The organism is Phaeobacter porticola, from assembly GCF_001888185.1.
In the GTDB taxonomy this organism is placed as follows: Bacteria; Pseudomonadota; Alphaproteobacteria; order Rhodobacterales; family Rhodobacteraceae; genus Phaeobacter; species Phaeobacter porticola.
The window spans coordinates 1,499,271-1,513,854 of record NZ_CP016364.1; the positions used below are offsets into that span (position 1 = coordinate 1,499,271).

A 14,584-nucleotide genomic window follows, 5' to 3' on the forward strand; every position below is an offset into this window, starting at 1 on the left:
GCAGATCAGCGTTGAGGCTGGTGATGATCACGACATATGGCGGTCGGCCAGAATGGTCGCACATTAGGATGAGGGCAGTACGTGGCGCAGAGGTCACATCTTCGCTCGGCATATGGGCCTTTTGCGGCCCTTGACCGATGGCGCAGAACCCGCCGGGCACGCAATTTTGGCGCGCTTGGGCTGGTTGTTCTGGGTCCGGTGCTGGCGCTTTCGACATTTTTGATCATTGGCCCCTTTTCGCAAGGGGTGGCGTCACTATCGCTGCGGCTGATCCTGCTTGCCGATCTGATCTATGTGCTGGCCGTGGCTGCGCTGGTGTTGACCCAGGTCGGACGGTTGATCGCTGCACGACGGGCCAAATCTGCGGGCTCGCGTCTGCACCTGCGTTTGATCGGCGCCTTTGCGTTTCTGGCACTGACCCCCACAGTGATCGTCGCGCTTTTTGCCGGGTTGACGGTGAACGTGGGCCTTGAGGGCTGGTTTTCTGACCGGGTACGAGAGGTCGTCGGCAGTTCCCTGGCAGCGGCAGAGGCCTATCAGGATCAGCAGCAACGCGACCTGTCCGAAGATGCCACCGCGCTGGCGCGCTACATCGACAACAGCCGCAATCGTAATTTCTTTATCAGCGACGGGCAGCTGCGGCAGGTCCTGACACAGGGGCAGTTGCAGATTCAGCGCGGGTTGCAAGAGGCCTATGTGGTTGATGGCGCCGCCAAAATCCGCGCGCGCGGCGAGCGATCGTATGAGTTTGATTTCGAAAAGCCGCGCAACGTTGACCTAAGTCAGGCAACATCCGAAGGGGTGACCCTCATTCAGGACTGGGACAATAGCGAATTGCGCGCTTTGGTGCGGTTGGACGCATTTGTGGACCGGTTTCTTTATGTCAGCCGCGACGTGGATGGAGACCTGCTGAGCCTGCTGGACGATACGCAAGAGACGGCCCATCTCTACCAGCAGCTTGAGAGCGAACGCGGCCGAGTGCTGTTTGATTTTGTTCTGCTATATCTCGGCTTTGCGGTGATCCTGATCCTGGCGGCGATGTGGCTGGGCATGTGGTTTGCCGAACGGTTGTCACGACCGGTCGGGCGGCTAACCATCGCAGCACGCCGCGTCGGGGCAGGCAATCTGAATGTGAAAGTTCCAGAAGAAGATGGCGATGATGAGATTTCGCAGCTTGGCCGGTACTTTAACCAGATGACGCTAGAGCTGCGAGAGCAACGCGATACATTGCTGGAAAACACCCGACAAATCGAGCGCCGACGTCGCCTGTTCGATTCCGTGTTGATGTCGGTGACGTCTGGCGTGGTCGGGCTGGACCCTGAGGGACGGGTGACCTTTGTGAACCGCTCGGCCGAGCGGTTGTTGGATTGGAGCGCGGATCGCCAATCTCTGGCGCTGTCCGTGGCCGTACCCGAGTTTGGGCCGCTGTTTCAGGAGCTGTCGAAAACCGGGGCCGATGTGGTGCAGGATGAGGTCAAGGTCACCCGTCAGGGCCAGCTTGAAAATCTGTTGGTGCGTATGTCCCCCCGCCAGACTGAGGAAGGGCGGCTTGAAGGCTATGTTGTGGCCTTTGACGATGTGACCGATCTGGTCAGTGCGCAGCGGATGGCAGCCTGGGGTGACGTGGCGCGCCGGATTGCGCATGAGATCAAAAACCCGTTGACCCCAATCCAGCTAAGCGCCGAGCGTATCAAGCGTAAGTTTGCTCCAAAACTGGGCGAAGAAAACAGCGACCTGCTGCAATCCATGACGGATGTGATTATTCGCCAAACCAATGACTTGCGCCGCATCGTGGATGAGTTTTCAAAATTCGCGCGGATGCCTGAGCCGGAACGCCGTGAGGAAGACCTGGTCAAGCTGCTGCGCGAAGCGGTGACATTGCAGCGGGCGGGCCAGCCGGATCTTCGCATTGTCGCCAACTTGCCAGAAGAGCCGCTGCTGGCGGATCTGGATGCAACTATGATTGGGCAGGCGTTGACAAACCTTATCAAGAACGCAGGCGAAGCAGTTGAAACCTTGAAGAAAAAAGGCGATGTATCGAATTTGGATCCGGAAATTCGCATTGCCGTGAGTACAACAAAATCCGGCTATGAGGTCACCATTGCCGACAATGGTATCGGTCTGCCAGAGGACCGTGCCCGCTTATTTGAACCCTATGTGACCACCCGTGACGAGGGCACCGGCCTTGGCTTGCCGATCGTCAAGAAAATTATCGAAGAACATGGCGGTACGCTGGTGCTGGAAGATGCGCCTGTGTTCGACGGTCAGGCGCATTTTGGCGCCATGGCCGTAATCCGCCTGCCTGCGGCGAATGATGCTGCGGGCTCCCATAAGAGTATAGTGAAAGCAGGTCTGACATGAGTGACATTCTGATTGTTGACGACGAACGCGACATCCGTGAGCTGGTTTCCGATATCCTTGAGGACGAAGGCTATGCCACGCGCAAAGCTGGCAGTTCCGAGGAATGTATGGCCGCGCTCAACGCGGAACCGCCCGCGCTTTTGATCCTGGATATCTGGCTGAAGGACAGCCAAATGGATGGGATCGACATCCTGAAGGTGGTGAAACGCGACAATCCCGAAATCCCTGTGGTGATCATCTCTGGTCACGGCAACATTGAAATTGCCGTCGCTGCGATCAAGCAGGGGGCGTATGATTTTATCGAAAAACCGTTTAATATTGACCAGTTGCTGGTCGTTATCCGTCGCGCAATGGAAACATCACAGCTGCGGCGCGAAAACACCGATCTTAAGCGCAAGGATTCTGGCGTGAGCGAGATGATCGGTGCGTCTGCGTCGTTCCGCGCGCTGGTCGGACAGTTGGACAAGGTCACGAAATCCAATGGCCGGGTGATGCTGACAGGCCCTGCTGGCAGCGGCAAGGAAATCGCCGCACGCTACATTCATACCCAGTCCAACCGGGCCGGTGCGCCGTTTGTGACAGTGAATTGTGCCAGCATTGAGCCGGACCGGATGGAAGAGGTGCTGTTTGGCCGGGAAAGCGCCGAGCGGGGTATAGAACCGGGTCTGTTGGAACAGGCCCATGGTGGCGTGATCTTTTTCGATGAAGTCGCGGACATGCCGCTTGGCACCCAGTCCAAGATCTTGCGGGTCCTGGTTGACCAGCAGTTCCAGCGCGTGGGCGGTGCTGACAAAGTGCGCGTCGATCTGCGTGTAATTTCGTCTACCAACAAGGACTTGGATCGAGAGATTGAAGCAGACCGTTTCCGTCAGGAACTGTATCACCGCTTGAACGTGGTGCCGATTCCGGTGCCGTCTCTGGCCGACCGACGCGAGGATATTCCGTTGCTGGCCGAAGCTTTCATTGAGCATTTCAATGAAAGTCAGGGCTTGCCGATGCGCAAGCTGAGCGAAGATGCGGTGGCGCTGATGCAGACGATGCTGTGGCCGGGCAACGTACGCCAGCTGAAGAATATGGTGGAACGTGTTCTGATCCTTGGGGAAAGCAACGGCCCGATTGAGCCGAAAGACCTGCCACGCGAGGAAGAACCAGCCGAAGATCAAAGCCGCGTTGTGCTCTCCGGGGCTTTGGCCACCCTGCCGCTGCGGGAAGCGCGTGAGGCGTTTGAACGAGAATACCTGCTGACGCAAATCAACCGCTTTGGTGGCAATATCAGCCGCACAGCATCCTTCGTCGGTATGGAACGTTCAGCCCTGCACCGCAAGCTGAAATCTCTGGGGGTTGTAACCTCCAACAAGGCAGGCGCGCGGATTGCGCATGTCGAGAAAGAAACCGAAGAGGATATGGCCTGAGGGCCATATCCCGATACTGTTTTGTGACTTTCGCGACGTTGATCGTTGAGATGGCGAGAGCCGTCAGGGTGCGGTTTCGACGATCTGCGGTGATTGTCCGCGCCGTGCGATGGCGCAGGAGTTTTCGGTGAGCGCGGACAGGGTTGCAGAGCGCCGGGTACCAACGGCATCCGCGACACTCTGTGGACAGCGTTTGACCGCAACAGTCTGATACCCTTTCTCGGCCATGCAGGCGCGCTCCACCCGTTCCCGCAGATCAGCATTCGCATCAACTGTGTAGATGCCGCCGTCCTCCCAATAGCCCGGGTGGTGATAGCAATGGCCACTACGGCAGATGTCTTGTCCGGGGCGAAAGATTGGCGGGTGCTGCCGGATCTGTGTTGCAACCGGGGCGTCGCGCAAGGCACTGACCTCGCAGGTCAATAAATCGGTGTCACGTCGTGCCACGTCGACACCGGCCCGGTGATAGACGGCAACAGGCCCGCAGCCCGTCAGCCCAAGGATCAATACCAGCGCGGCAAGCGTATGATTTTGCGTGGACATCTTTTGATCTTGCCGGAAAACTGGGGCAGAGACAATTGAATTGACCGTTCCGGTGGCTTCTGTCATTCAAAACGCGCGATTTTGCGTATCAGCGCCGCAGGGGACAAGCACATGAAGGTTATTATCTGTGGCGCAGGCCAGGTCGGCTGGCAGATTGCCCGTCATCTGTCTGGTGAGCACAATGACGTCACTGTGGTGGATAACAATCCCGACCTGGTACGCCGTGCGACGGATACGCTGGACGTGCAGGGAATTGCCGGATTTGCCTCTTACCCGGATGTGTTGACACGGGCAGGGGCACGGGATGCGGATATGATCATCGCTGCAACCCATTCAGATGAGGTGAACATGGTCACCTGCCAGGTGGCGCATTCGGTGTTCTCTATCCAGCGCAAGGTGGCGCGCCTGCGCTCCAAGAGCTATCTGGAAGCAATCTATTCGGATCTCTATCGGCGTGACCATCTGCCAATTGATGTGGTGATCAGCCCCGAGCGCGAGGTCGCAGCGGCGGCGATGCAGCGCCTGTCGGCGCCAGCCGCCTTTGATACCGAAATGTTCATGGAAGGTCGCGCGCAGCTTTTGGGGGTGCAAATCGATGAGGATTGCCCCGTCGTCAACACGCCGCTGCGCCAGCTGACCGATCTGTTTTCCACTCTGCGCGCCATCGTTGTGGGCATTCGCCGCGATGGCAGCCTGTTTGCACCTGAACCTGGCGACCAGTTGTTCGTGGGCGATAGCGCCTATGTCTTTGCACATGTTGATGACGTGAGCCGTACTATCGAAGTCTTTGGTAAAAAACAAAAACGCCAGGAACGTGTGGTCATCGTGGGCGGTGGGAACGTCGGGCTGGAGGTTGCCAAGGCACTGGAAGCTCGCGCTGGTCGCACCCGTGCCAAGATGATCGAACGGAACCGGCAATCCGCAGAGCGTGCCGCGGAAACGCTGGAGCGGACAATTGTGCTGAACGGCGATGGGCTTGATCGCAGCCTGATGATCGAGGCGGGGATCGACCGTGCCGATGCTATGCTGGCGGTAACCGATGACGATAAGGTCAATATGTTGGCAGCTGTGCGTGCCAAGGCCGAGGGTTGCCCCCTGGCCATTGCATTGATCAATGACCCGACTCTGGTTCCATTGATGGCGCCCCTTGGGATCGATGCCTATATCAACCCGCGCGCCACTACCGTCAGCTCTATTCTGCGTCACATCCGGTATGGTCGGGTGCGGCAGGTCTATTCCATCGGCGACGCAGAGGCTGAGGTGATTGAGGCCGAGGTGATGTCGACCTCACCCATGGCCGGGCAGATGATCCGCGATATTGACTTCCCAGAGGGCGTATTGGTTGGTGCCGTCAGCAAAAATGGCGTTGTGATGCGCCCATCCGGCGGCATGCGGATTGAAGAGGGCGACGTCATTGCGCTATTTGCCATGGCCGCAGATGTCCCCGAGGTCGAGCGCCTGATGCAGGTCTCGATTGACTTCTTCTAGGATGCCGCGCTCTGGATCACAGGCACAAGCAAGGGCTCAGGCAAAAGCGCGCAATCGCGGTATTCTGCGACTGCCGCTGTTTCTGCTGATCCTGTTGGTGGCGGCGCTGGCGATGTGGGTGCCGGCCATCCACGCGCTGATCCTTGATGATCATCAGACCTCGCGTAGCTTCTTCTACTCTGGTGTTGTGGGGCTGATCGTCGTTGTGCTGGTCGGGCTGTCGATGGGCAACCGCGTGCCGCGCTACAGTATGCCGGGGCAACTAACCTCGCTGCTGGCCAGCTTTGCCGTGCTGCCTGCGTTTCTGGCGGTTCCGGTGCAGGACGCGTTGGGGAATACCAGCTATCTCAATGCTTATTTCGACATGGTCAGCGCCATCACCACAACGGGTGCGGATGTATTTGCCGACCCAAACCGGTTGCCGCCCAGCGTGCATCTGTGGCGCGCCATGGTCGGCTGGCTTGGGGGGCTGCTGATGTGGGTGGCGGCCTCGGCCATTCTTGCACCGCTGTCGCTGGGCGGGTTTGAGGTTACCGCACGGGGCGAGCCGGGGCGGGGCACCGAAACCCCCCTGCACATGCAGCGCGCCGATCCGCGCCGCAAGCTGGTGGTGGTGACCAAAACCCTCGCGCCGCTTTATGCCGGGCTGACGCTGGTGCTGTGGATTTTGCTGATCATCACCGGTGAGACAGCCTTGGTGGCGCTCGGCCATTCGATGTCGGTTCTGGCAACCTCGGGCATTTCGGCCGTAGGCGGGGTTGAGAATGGTGCCAGTGGTATTGCCGGTGAGATGGTGATGTTCCTGTTTATGTTCTTTGCCCTGTCGCGGCTGACCTTTTCCACGGATACCGTGACCAGTGGCCATAGTCGGCTGGACCGGGATCCTGAGTTTCGCATTGGGCTGCTGATCGTCTTTGGTGTGCCCCTGCTACTGTTTTTGCGCCACTGGATTGCCAGTTTTGATGTCGCAACCACCAGTGATCTTATGCAGGGGCTACGTTCGCTTTGGGGGGCAACCTTCACCGTTTTGTCATTCCTCTCGACCACCGGATTTGAAAGCGGGAATTGGGAGACCGCGCGACAATGGTCCGGGCTTGATACCCCCGGTATGATCCTGCTTGGGCTGGCGGTGATCGGCGGGGGCGTGGCAACGACGGCAGGAGGGGTGAAACTGCTGCGGGTTTATGCGCTTTACCTCAATGGGCTGCGCGAGATGGAGCGGCTGGTGCATCCTTCGTCGGTTAGTAATGAAGGCAAGGGCAACCGGCGCCTGCAACGCAACGGAGCCTTTGTGGCCTGGGTGTTCTTTATGCTGTTCGCGTTGTCTCTGGCGGTGATCAGCATCAGCCTTGCGGCCGTCGGGTCGGATTTTGAGCAGGCGCTGATTCTGACCATTGCAACCCTGTCGACCACCGGCCCGCTGACAGAAATCGCCGGATCGGAACCCATTGCATTGATCCATCTGACCGCTCCGGCAAAATTGATCCTTTGCTTTGCTATGGTTCTGGGACGGCTGGAAACCTTGGCGATCATCGCCTTGTTGACACCAAACCTCTGGCGCAGCTGAACGATCATGGTTACCGTGGGTGTCATATGAGTAATTTTCGGGTGGAAACTCCGACTATCTGCGTTCATACTATTCATTAACAAGAAGCGCTGGTCCGCAGCGCGACAAGAACAAAGGCGAGATTACAATAATGGCTTCGGACAGACAGAATCTTCAGGATGCCTTCCTGAACCACGTTCGTAAAACCAAGGTTCCGGTCACCATCTTTCTGATCAACGGCGTTAAGTTGCAGGGTGTGATTACATGGTTTGACAATTTCTGTGTCCTGCTGCGTCGGGATGGGCAGTCGCAACTGGTTTACAAACACGCCATTTCGACGATCATGCCTGCCCAGCCGATCAGCCTGTATGAAGGTGAAGACGCCTCTTGATGGAGCATGACCGGACGCCCACCCGTGCCTGGGTGGTGCATCCCGATATCAAATCCGACCGCGACCGCCGTGACCCGGTGGCGGCCCTTGCCGAGGGCGTGTCCCTGGCAGAGGCTTTGCCCGACATTGCGGTGATCGGCTCTGACGTGGTGCGCCTGCCAAAGGCACACGCCGGGATGCTGTTTGGATCGGGAAAAATCGAAGAGCTGAAGGCTTTGTTCCAAGGGAACGACGTTGAGCTGGTTTTGATTGATGGCCCTGTATCGCCGGTACAGCAGCGCAATCTTGAAAAGGCTTGGAAGGTCAAAATCCTAGACCGAACCGGGCTGATCCTGGAGATCTTTTCGGACCGCGCACGTACCCGCGAGGGCGTTTTGCAGGTCGAGATGGCAGCGCTGAGCTATCAGCGCACCCGGCTCGTGCGGGCGTGGACGCACCTTGAGCGGCAACGGGGTGGGTTGGGCTTTGTCGGCGGACCCGGCGAAACCCAGATTGAGGCAGACCGACGTGCAATTGATGAACAATTGGTACGCCTGCGCCGCCAGCTGGACAAGGTGGTAAAAACCCGCACGCTGCACCGCGCTGCGCGGGCAAAAATCCCCTATCCGATTGTGGCGCTGGTTGGGTATACAAATGCTGGAAAATCAACACTTTTCAATCGTTTGACGGGTGCTGAGGTGATGGCCAAGGACATGCTCTTTGCGACGCTGGACCCAACCATGCGCCGGGTAGAGCTGCCGGATGGGCCGGAAATCATCCTGTCTGACACCGTTGGGTTCATCTCAGAGCTGCCGACAGAGTTGGTTGCGGCATTCCGCGCCACGTTGGAAGAGGTGCTGGCCGCCGATGTGATCGTGCATGTGCGCGACATCAGCCATGACGAAACCCAGAATCAAGCAGCAGATGTGGAAACGATCCTCTCCTCGCTTGGCGTGGATGACAGCCGCGCCCGGATTGAGATCTGGAACAAGCTTGATCTCTTGAACGAGGAAGAAGCAGAGGCCCGTCGCCAACGCGCTGAGCGCGAAGAGGGCATTCACGCCATCTCTGCGATCAGTGGTGAAGGGTTGGATGGTCTGCTGGCGGATATTACCGCCAAACTGCGTCTGGTACGGCATGAGGATGATATCACCCTGACATTTGCGCAAGGCAAACAACGGGCGTGGTTGTTCGAACAGGATGTAGTGCAAGGCGAAACGCAGACTGAGACGGGTTTTGAGCTGACCGTATTGTGGACGGAAACACAGAAAAACCGCTTCGCTGCGCTTTGATGCAACTCTAAATTGACTCAAATGAAACCCCTGTAACCGGATTGGCTGCGGGGGTTTCTTGTATCTAGGCTGGGCCTATCCGGTACATCTTATTCCTCGGGCGTAAGAGGGATAAGCCGGGTCACACCGACAGCGGCAGCACGGGCCAGATCCTCGTCCAGGGACATAGGGATGTACTCGCCGCGCCTCCAAAGCTGGGACATATCGTCGTAATAGCGCGACAGGAAATGCCCGGATTGCCCGGTGGCGATAATAAACACCGAACTATCGGGATCGGCAAAGTCATAGACGCCCCGGTACCCGGCAGCGTGCACATTGCGGAACGGGTGTTTGCCCTCGCCTGAGGTGAGACCACGTTGCAGAGTGTTGTCGCCACCGCTGGTGGATTGACGGATGTTCACGAAGAAGCGCAGCAATGGAACCTCGCCCAGCACCTCGTGGTCTTGCGTTGCCTGATGCGCATCACCCCAGCGCAAGGATTCAAGTGCAGAGCCATAGGTTTCCTCTATCCAGATCAGCGCATCGTCCAAAGCGAGTCGTGCCAGTTCTGTGCAAGTCTCGCGCGGGGCGCTTTGGCGGATGTCGCACCAGGCCGATGCGCCTTCGACGTCGCGAAACACGCGCTCCAGAAACAGCGGATCAACCTGCGTAAACTCCTGTGCCAAAGGTCCTAAATCGTCCGTGATAAGACGTTTTTGCAATGCGCGGACCCATGCGGCATAGATCAAAGGCTCAGGCAGATGTTCATTCATCTCGCCGTTCCATTCCGACAACAACGACAGTGCGATCTGGCGTTGACGCTCGCGGGTGCCGTCTTCGGCGGCTTCGCCGGTAAACCAAAGATCGGCCCCGATCAGCGGCAACAGGCTGCGTGCGGTATAGGAAACAGTGTCCAGCTGCGCCTCGATAAAGCTGTCACGGGTGTGGACCTGCCGATCCTGCATCAGCTTTTTCCAGCGGTTTATTCGCTGGGTGTCGCCCCAGCTGTAAGACACGTGATTGGGGAAGGGGCGGTCCAGAATTTTGTTGTTGGTGTTGCCGAGGATCCCGCCAACGGGGGCCACAAATTGCGGATTGGCCGCATAAGGCGCGCGGCCCTGCCACTGGTTTTCGCGGCGCCAACCCTGACTTGGCATGCGACCCTGACTTTGGTGGCGGGCATCGCGTTGCGGGATGGCTCCGACGGTTTTCAATGCGATCACATCGCGGTCGGCCAGTGTAAGGTTCTGCGCGGGAGCGATATAGCGCTTGCTGATCTGGATGGCCTCTTCCACTGAGTTGGCGCGCATCAGCTCGAGCGCGGCAGTCATTGAGGTGTCTTGGCTGCTCAGTCCGGTCCAGCCTAGGCTGACCACATGGCCGGGCGGCGTGATGGTCGACAGATCAAACAGTGAGCGGGGCAGCACTGGCCCATTGTCGGTCCAGCGCAGGGTCAGGGTGACGGGTGTTTCATCCTTGATATTGATGATCGACCGGCGGCTGGCAAAGCGCTGGAAACCATCGACTGTCCTATATTCCTCTGGGTTGTTCGGGTTCAACTGTTCAATGAACAGATCCTGATCATCCAAATATGAAGAGGTCACGCCCCAGCCCATCAGGTCGGATCGCCCAGAAATGACGGCTGGAATGCCTGGAATGGTGGCGCCGATGATGCCGCCAGTGCCCAATTCTAGCCGGGCCAGATACCAAACACCCGGCGCTGTCAGCTCCAGATGTGGATCATTGGCGAGCAGTGTGCCGCCAGCCGCTGAACGGCTCGGCGCCGCTGCCCAAGCGTTTGACGCCCCGGCCAATCCGCGCCGGGCCACTGGCATGAACGGCGAACCGGGGCTGGTGCTGGCAGTGGCATGGCGGGGCAGATCGGGAAAGAACGCGGCATATTCCGGCAGGGCCGCCACGCCACTCCCCGGTGCATCCGGCAGAATATCCATGAGCCGGTCCGGATCGGGCAGGGCCAGTGAGGTGCGGGCGCGCATAATTTCTTCCTGCATGTGGCCAGAGAGCTTTAGCCCCATCAACTTCATCACGGCGATACTGTCGGCGGGCTGCCACGGGGCCATTGGCACATTGAACAGGAACATCTCTGGCGCGCCTCGACCTAGCGCGTCGTCATTGATTTCCTGAATGCGGGCGTTAACACCAGCCGAATAGGCACGCAGGGCGGTCATGGTCTCAGGCGTCTGCGCCGCGACGGATTGCTGCGCCAAACGATAGATATCCAGACGGCGGATCAGCGTGTCGACCTGTACAGTACGGCTGCCAAAGATTTCTGACAGGCGACCCATGGCGCTGCGCCGCAACATGGTCATCTGCCAGAGACGGTCCTGCGCATGCACATATCCGAGGCCAAAATAGACATCCTCGTCACTGGCGCCATAGCTGCCAAAGATATGTGGTACGTTGGCATTGTCACGCACGATTTCAACCGGCGCCAGCAGGCCTGGGAGAGTGGCCTCTTTGTTGTAGTCGGGCAGAGATTGCGCTGCGAGGAAATAGACCAGGCCAAGCCCTAACACCAGAAGCAGAATCAAAGCGGCGGCAAGGCGCAGGAGCCAGCGAAAGAGAAGTCCCATCGGTGGTGCGTTTCCTCAGTTTTTTGACGTTATTGGCCCGGTTACGGCGCAGTTTATGACCCGCGCAGATTGCGCCGGGCGGCGCGGCTGCTAGGGTGTCGCCAACATAGGACAAGACGCATCAGGGGGAAAGCAGATGGCGAAAGTTGCATTCTTGGGACTGGGAGTGATGGGATATCCGATGGCGGGTCATCTGGCGGCCGCAGGTCATGAGGTCACGGTATATAACCGCACGGGTGCCAAGGCCACGGCCTGGGCCAAGGAGCATGGTGGTAGCGCAGCCGCAACACCGCGCGAGGCAGTGGCGGGTGCGGATTTTGTCATGGCCTGTGTCGGCAATGACGACGACTTGCGTTCGGTTTGTCTTGGCGCGGATGGCGCCTTTGTCGGCATGGATGCGGGCGCGATTTTTGTTGATCACACAACTGTGTCCGCCAAGGTGACTCGCGAGCTGAACACGGCGGCGGCGGATCTGGGGTTGCCCTTCGTTGATGCGCCGATTTCCGGCGGACAGGCCGGGGCGGAAAACGGTGTGCTTTCAGTTATGTGTGGCGGCGATCAGGCGGCCTACGACAAGGCCGAGCCGATTATCGCAGCTTACGCCCGGATCTGTCGCCGGATCGGCGAAAGCGGCGCTGGTCAGATGACCAAAATGTGCAACCAGATCGCCATTGCCGGCCTGGTTCAAGGGCTTAGCGAGGCGCTGCATTTTGCCGATAAGGCCGGGCTGGATGGCCGCGCGGTGGTGGAAGTGATCAGCCAGGGGGCCGCAGGCAGCTGGCAGATGGCGAACCGTCACGAGACCATGCTGGACGATCACTTCGAACATGGCTTTGCGGTCGACTGGATGCGCAAGGATCTGGGCATTTGCCTGGATGCGGCGGACGAGAGCGGGGCCAGTCTGCCAGTCACGGCTTTGGTTGATCAGTTTTACAAGGATGTGCAGAAGATGGGCGGCGGGCGCTGGGATACATCAAGCCTGTTCAAGCGTCTGAAAGCGTTCGATTAGACACATAATAATGGCCTTTCCAGATGGAAAGGCCATGACTCTGGCGGCGATACCTTAAGCCAGTAGAAAGCGCGGAGCGGATCCGCAGATCCCCACCGTATCAGGGTATAATACGGGTATATTTGGTGCCTTCCAGCGTTGCGCCAATACGCAAGCCAGCCTGCCCGAAGACCGCTGCCAGAATAGGTGCGTTTAATGTGTTGGTGTCAGCGGCCAGAGAATTGCCGTCATCACGGATCACATATTCTAGGTCCGCGCCCGCAGCCCAGCCGGAGGAGCGGCGAAAGTTCGACAATGCCTCTTGTGTCATGAAAAACAGAACATGGGCATATTGCTGTGCGCCGATCTGCAAGCCGGCATTGCCCTTGACGGTGGAATAGTAATCAACAGTTACGCCATCAATGCGCAACGCCCCGCGGCCAAAGGCGCCACCGACCAGAAAGCCGGCTTCGGTCACCAAAGGCATCACCAGCATGCCAGTGGATTTTTCGGCCAGAGCAACGGCACCGGGATATTGGCTGTACATCTGGCTGAGGGTTGCATCAACGCGGGCGTCGATCTTGGGCGCATTGCTGTTGCCAATGCCATTGCCGCAGGCGGCGGTGACACCAGCACCGGCCAGGGCACCAAGCGCAAAACCGCGCCGGGTCAAACGGGAGGAATACGATCTGCTCATCTTGTTTGCCTGTATATTGAGGGCCTGCCCAGATTGGGCTGTCACATCGGCCTGTCACTGTTCATTCGTGGCCAGTTTTCTGGCTCTAGGCCATGGTATACGCGGAAAGCTGCCGCATGTCATCATCAGCCCTGCGAAGATCAGCGGCTTCCTGCCTGATGAGTGGCGCGATTTTCTGCGGGTTTTTATGTTGTTGTACTGGCTGTGGAACTGTTGGGGTTATCAGCCGTTCAGCAGGCGTGCGGCGGCCGGGGCATAATAGGTCAGAACCCCATCGCAACCAGCCCGTTTGAAGGCCGTAAGGCTTTCTAGCATGATGCGCTCGCCATCAATCCAGCCGTTCTGGGCGGCAGCTTCGATCATCGCATATTCACCAGAGACCTGATAGGCAAAGGTCGGTGCGCCAAAGGTGGATTTTATCCGCTGGCAGATGTCGAGATAGGCCAGCCCCGGTTTGATCATCACCATATCTGCGCCCTCGCTCAGATCACGTTCGATCATGCGCAGCGCCTCATCGGTATTTCCAGGGTCCATCTGATAGGTTTTCTTGTCGCCCTTCAGGGCGCCGGAGGCCCCAACCGCATCGCGGAACGGGCCATAGTAGGCTGAGGCGTATTTGGCAGCATATGAGAGGATGGTGACATTGCGGTGACCTGCGGCCTCCAGCGCGCTGCGCATGGCACCGATGCGACCATCCATCATGTCGGACGGACCAATGATGTCTGCGCCGGCATCGGCCTGGGCCACGGTCATTTTGACCAGCGCCTCGACCGTTTCGTCATTGACGATCTCACCGTCCACCACATAGCCGTCATGCCCGTTGATATTATAGGGATCCAGCGCCACATCCGTCATCACCGCGATATCGGGGACGGCGGATTTGATGGCGCGGATGGCGCGGTTTACCAGATTGTCCGGGCTCCAGGCCTCGGCGCAATCCGAGGTCTTAAGCACTGGATCGGTATAGGGAAAAAGGCAGATTGCCGGAATACCTAGGGCGCGCGCCTCAATCGCAGCGTCCACCACCTTGTCGATGCTGCGCCGGGTGACACCCGGCATTGAGGCGATCGGTTCTTCGATACCGTCGCCATCACGAACAAAGACCGGCCAGATCAGATCGTCACTGGTCAACGTGGTCTCGCGCACAAGATTGCGCAGCGCAGGCGTGCTGCGTAGCCGACGTGGACGGGCAGCTGGAAATGGGGCGACGGTTGGTTTCATCGGGTCCTCGCAGATCATGGTCGCGATCCTGATGCTGACCGCGCTCACCCCCTTGCGTGACACGGAACGCGCACGACGACAAGTGACAGATTC

Annotated in this window: 11 protein-coding genes; 7 read left to right on the forward strand and 4 right to left on the reverse strand. The window is 58.6% G+C overall.

What is annotated here, in order from left to right:
* Positions 1-81: 81 nt before the first annotated feature.
* Both PhaeoP97_RS07305 and ntrX read left to right on the forward strand, forming a co-directional pair.
* Entirely contained in the window at positions 82-2,361 is a 2,280-nt protein-coding gene (locus PhaeoP97_RS07305; protein ID WP_072504515.1) for a sensor histidine kinase NtrY-like, read from the forward strand.
* Positions 2,358-3,773, forward strand: a complete 1,416-nt coding sequence (gene ntrX / locus PhaeoP97_RS07310) for a nitrogen assimilation response regulator NtrX (RefSeq protein WP_072504516.1) — start codon at positions 2,358-2,360, stop codon at positions 3,771-3,773. Before PhaeoP97_RS07305 ends, ntrX begins: the two co-directional genes overlap by 4 nt.
* 63 nt (positions 3,774-3,836) lie before the next feature.
* On the opposite strand, the gene PhaeoP97_RS07315 is transcribed toward ntrX, so the two are convergent.
* The gene (locus tag PhaeoP97_RS07315; protein WP_237028995.1) at positions 3,837-4,316 is read right to left on the reverse strand and encodes a hypothetical protein; all 480 of its coding nucleotides are present in this window, start codon (positions 4,314-4,316) and stop codon (positions 3,837-3,839) included.
* A 111-nt stretch (positions 4,317-4,427) separates the two neighbouring features.
* On the opposite strand from PhaeoP97_RS07315, the gene trkA reads away from it, so the two are divergent.
* From trkA to hflX, 4 genes are all read left to right on the forward strand, one after another.
* Complete coding sequence (gene trkA / locus PhaeoP97_RS07320; RefSeq protein ID WP_072504518.1) at positions 4,428-5,804, forward strand: Trk system potassium transporter TrkA; 1,377 nt, start codon at positions 4,428-4,430, stop codon at positions 5,802-5,804.
* 1 nt (position 5,805) lies between these two features.
* The gene (locus PhaeoP97_RS07325) at positions 5,806-7,371 is read left to right on the forward strand and encodes a TrkH family potassium uptake protein (RefSeq protein WP_072504519.1); all 1,566 of its coding nucleotides are present in this window, start codon (positions 5,806-5,808) and stop codon (positions 7,369-7,371) included.
* A 130-nt stretch (positions 7,372-7,501) separates the two neighbouring features.
* Positions 7,502-7,741, forward strand: coding sequence for an RNA chaperone Hfq (hfq, locus tag PhaeoP97_RS07330; RefSeq protein ID WP_008204623.1), 240 nt, complete (start codon positions 7,502-7,504; stop codon positions 7,739-7,741).
* The gene (gene hflX, locus PhaeoP97_RS07335) at positions 7,741-9,012 is read left to right on the forward strand and encodes a GTPase HflX (protein ID WP_072504520.1); all 1,272 of its coding nucleotides are present in this window, start codon (positions 7,741-7,743) and stop codon (positions 9,010-9,012) included. Before hfq ends, hflX begins: the two co-directional genes overlap by 1 nt.
* A gap of 89 nt (positions 9,013-9,101) precedes the next feature.
* Here the strand turns inward: hflX and PhaeoP97_RS07340 are convergent, their stop codons facing one another.
* Positions 9,102-11,585: a penicillin acylase family protein gene (locus PhaeoP97_RS07340; protein ID WP_072504521.1), complete on the reverse strand. Its 2,484-nt coding sequence runs from the start codon at positions 11,583-11,585 to the stop codon at positions 9,102-9,104.
* A gap of 136 nt (positions 11,586-11,721) precedes the next feature.
* Here PhaeoP97_RS07340 and PhaeoP97_RS07345 point away from each other — a divergent pair, with 136 nt between their 5' ends.
* Positions 11,722-12,594, forward strand: a complete 873-nt coding sequence (locus PhaeoP97_RS07345) for an NAD(P)-dependent oxidoreductase (protein ID WP_072504522.1) — start codon at positions 11,722-11,724, stop codon at positions 12,592-12,594.
* A 100-nt stretch (positions 12,595-12,694) separates the two neighbouring features.
* Here PhaeoP97_RS07345 and PhaeoP97_RS07350 read toward each other — a convergent pair whose 3' ends face one another.
* Both PhaeoP97_RS07350 and hemB read right to left on the reverse strand, forming a co-directional pair.
* Positions 12,695-13,270, reverse strand: a complete 576-nt coding sequence (locus tag PhaeoP97_RS07350; protein ID WP_072504523.1) for a lipid-binding SYLF domain-containing protein — start codon at positions 13,268-13,270, stop codon at positions 12,695-12,697.
* A 222-nt stretch (positions 13,271-13,492) separates the two neighbouring features.
* Positions 13,493-14,491 (reverse strand): porphobilinogen synthase, encoded by a 999-nt coding sequence (gene hemB / locus PhaeoP97_RS07355; protein ID WP_072506355.1) that lies wholly within the window; start codon positions 14,489-14,491, stop codon positions 13,493-13,495.
* Positions 14,492-14,584: the final 93 nt, after the last annotated feature.

Excerpts from the sequence above, each read along its gene's own strand:
- ntrX (WP_072504516.1), top strand. The coding sequence starts at position 2,358 with ATGAGTGACATTCTGATTGTTGACGACGAACGCGACATCCGTGAGCTG.
- PhaeoP97_RS07315 (WP_237028995.1), bottom strand. The coding sequence starts at position 4,316 with ATGTCCACGCAAAATCATACGCTTGCCGCGCTGGTATTGATCCTTGGG.
- trkA (WP_072504518.1), top strand. The coding sequence starts at position 4,428 with ATGAAGGTTATTATCTGTGGCGCAGGCCAGGTCGGCTGGCAGATTGCC.
- PhaeoP97_RS07325 (WP_072504519.1), top strand. The coding sequence starts at position 5,806 with ATGCCGCGCTCTGGATCACAGGCACAAGCAAGGGCTCAGGCAAAAGCG.
- hfq (WP_008204623.1), top strand. The coding sequence starts at position 7,502 with ATGGCTTCGGACAGACAGAATCTTCAGGATGCCTTCCTGAACCACGTT.
- hflX (WP_072504520.1), top strand. The coding sequence starts at position 7,741 with ATGGAGCATGACCGGACGCCCACCCGTGCCTGGGTGGTGCATCCCGAT.
- PhaeoP97_RS07340 (WP_072504521.1), bottom strand. The coding sequence starts at position 11,585 with ATGGGACTTCTCTTTCGCTGGCTCCTGCGCCTTGCCGCCGCTTTGATT.
- PhaeoP97_RS07345 (WP_072504522.1), top strand. The coding sequence starts at position 11,722 with ATGGCGAAAGTTGCATTCTTGGGACTGGGAGTGATGGGATATCCGATG.
- PhaeoP97_RS07350 (WP_072504523.1), bottom strand. The coding sequence starts at position 13,270 with ATGAGCAGATCGTATTCCTCCCGTTTGACCCGGCGCGGTTTTGCGCTT.
- hemB (WP_072506355.1), bottom strand. The coding sequence starts at position 14,491 with ATGAAACCAACCGTCGCCCCATTTCCAGCTGCCCGTCCACGTCGGCTA.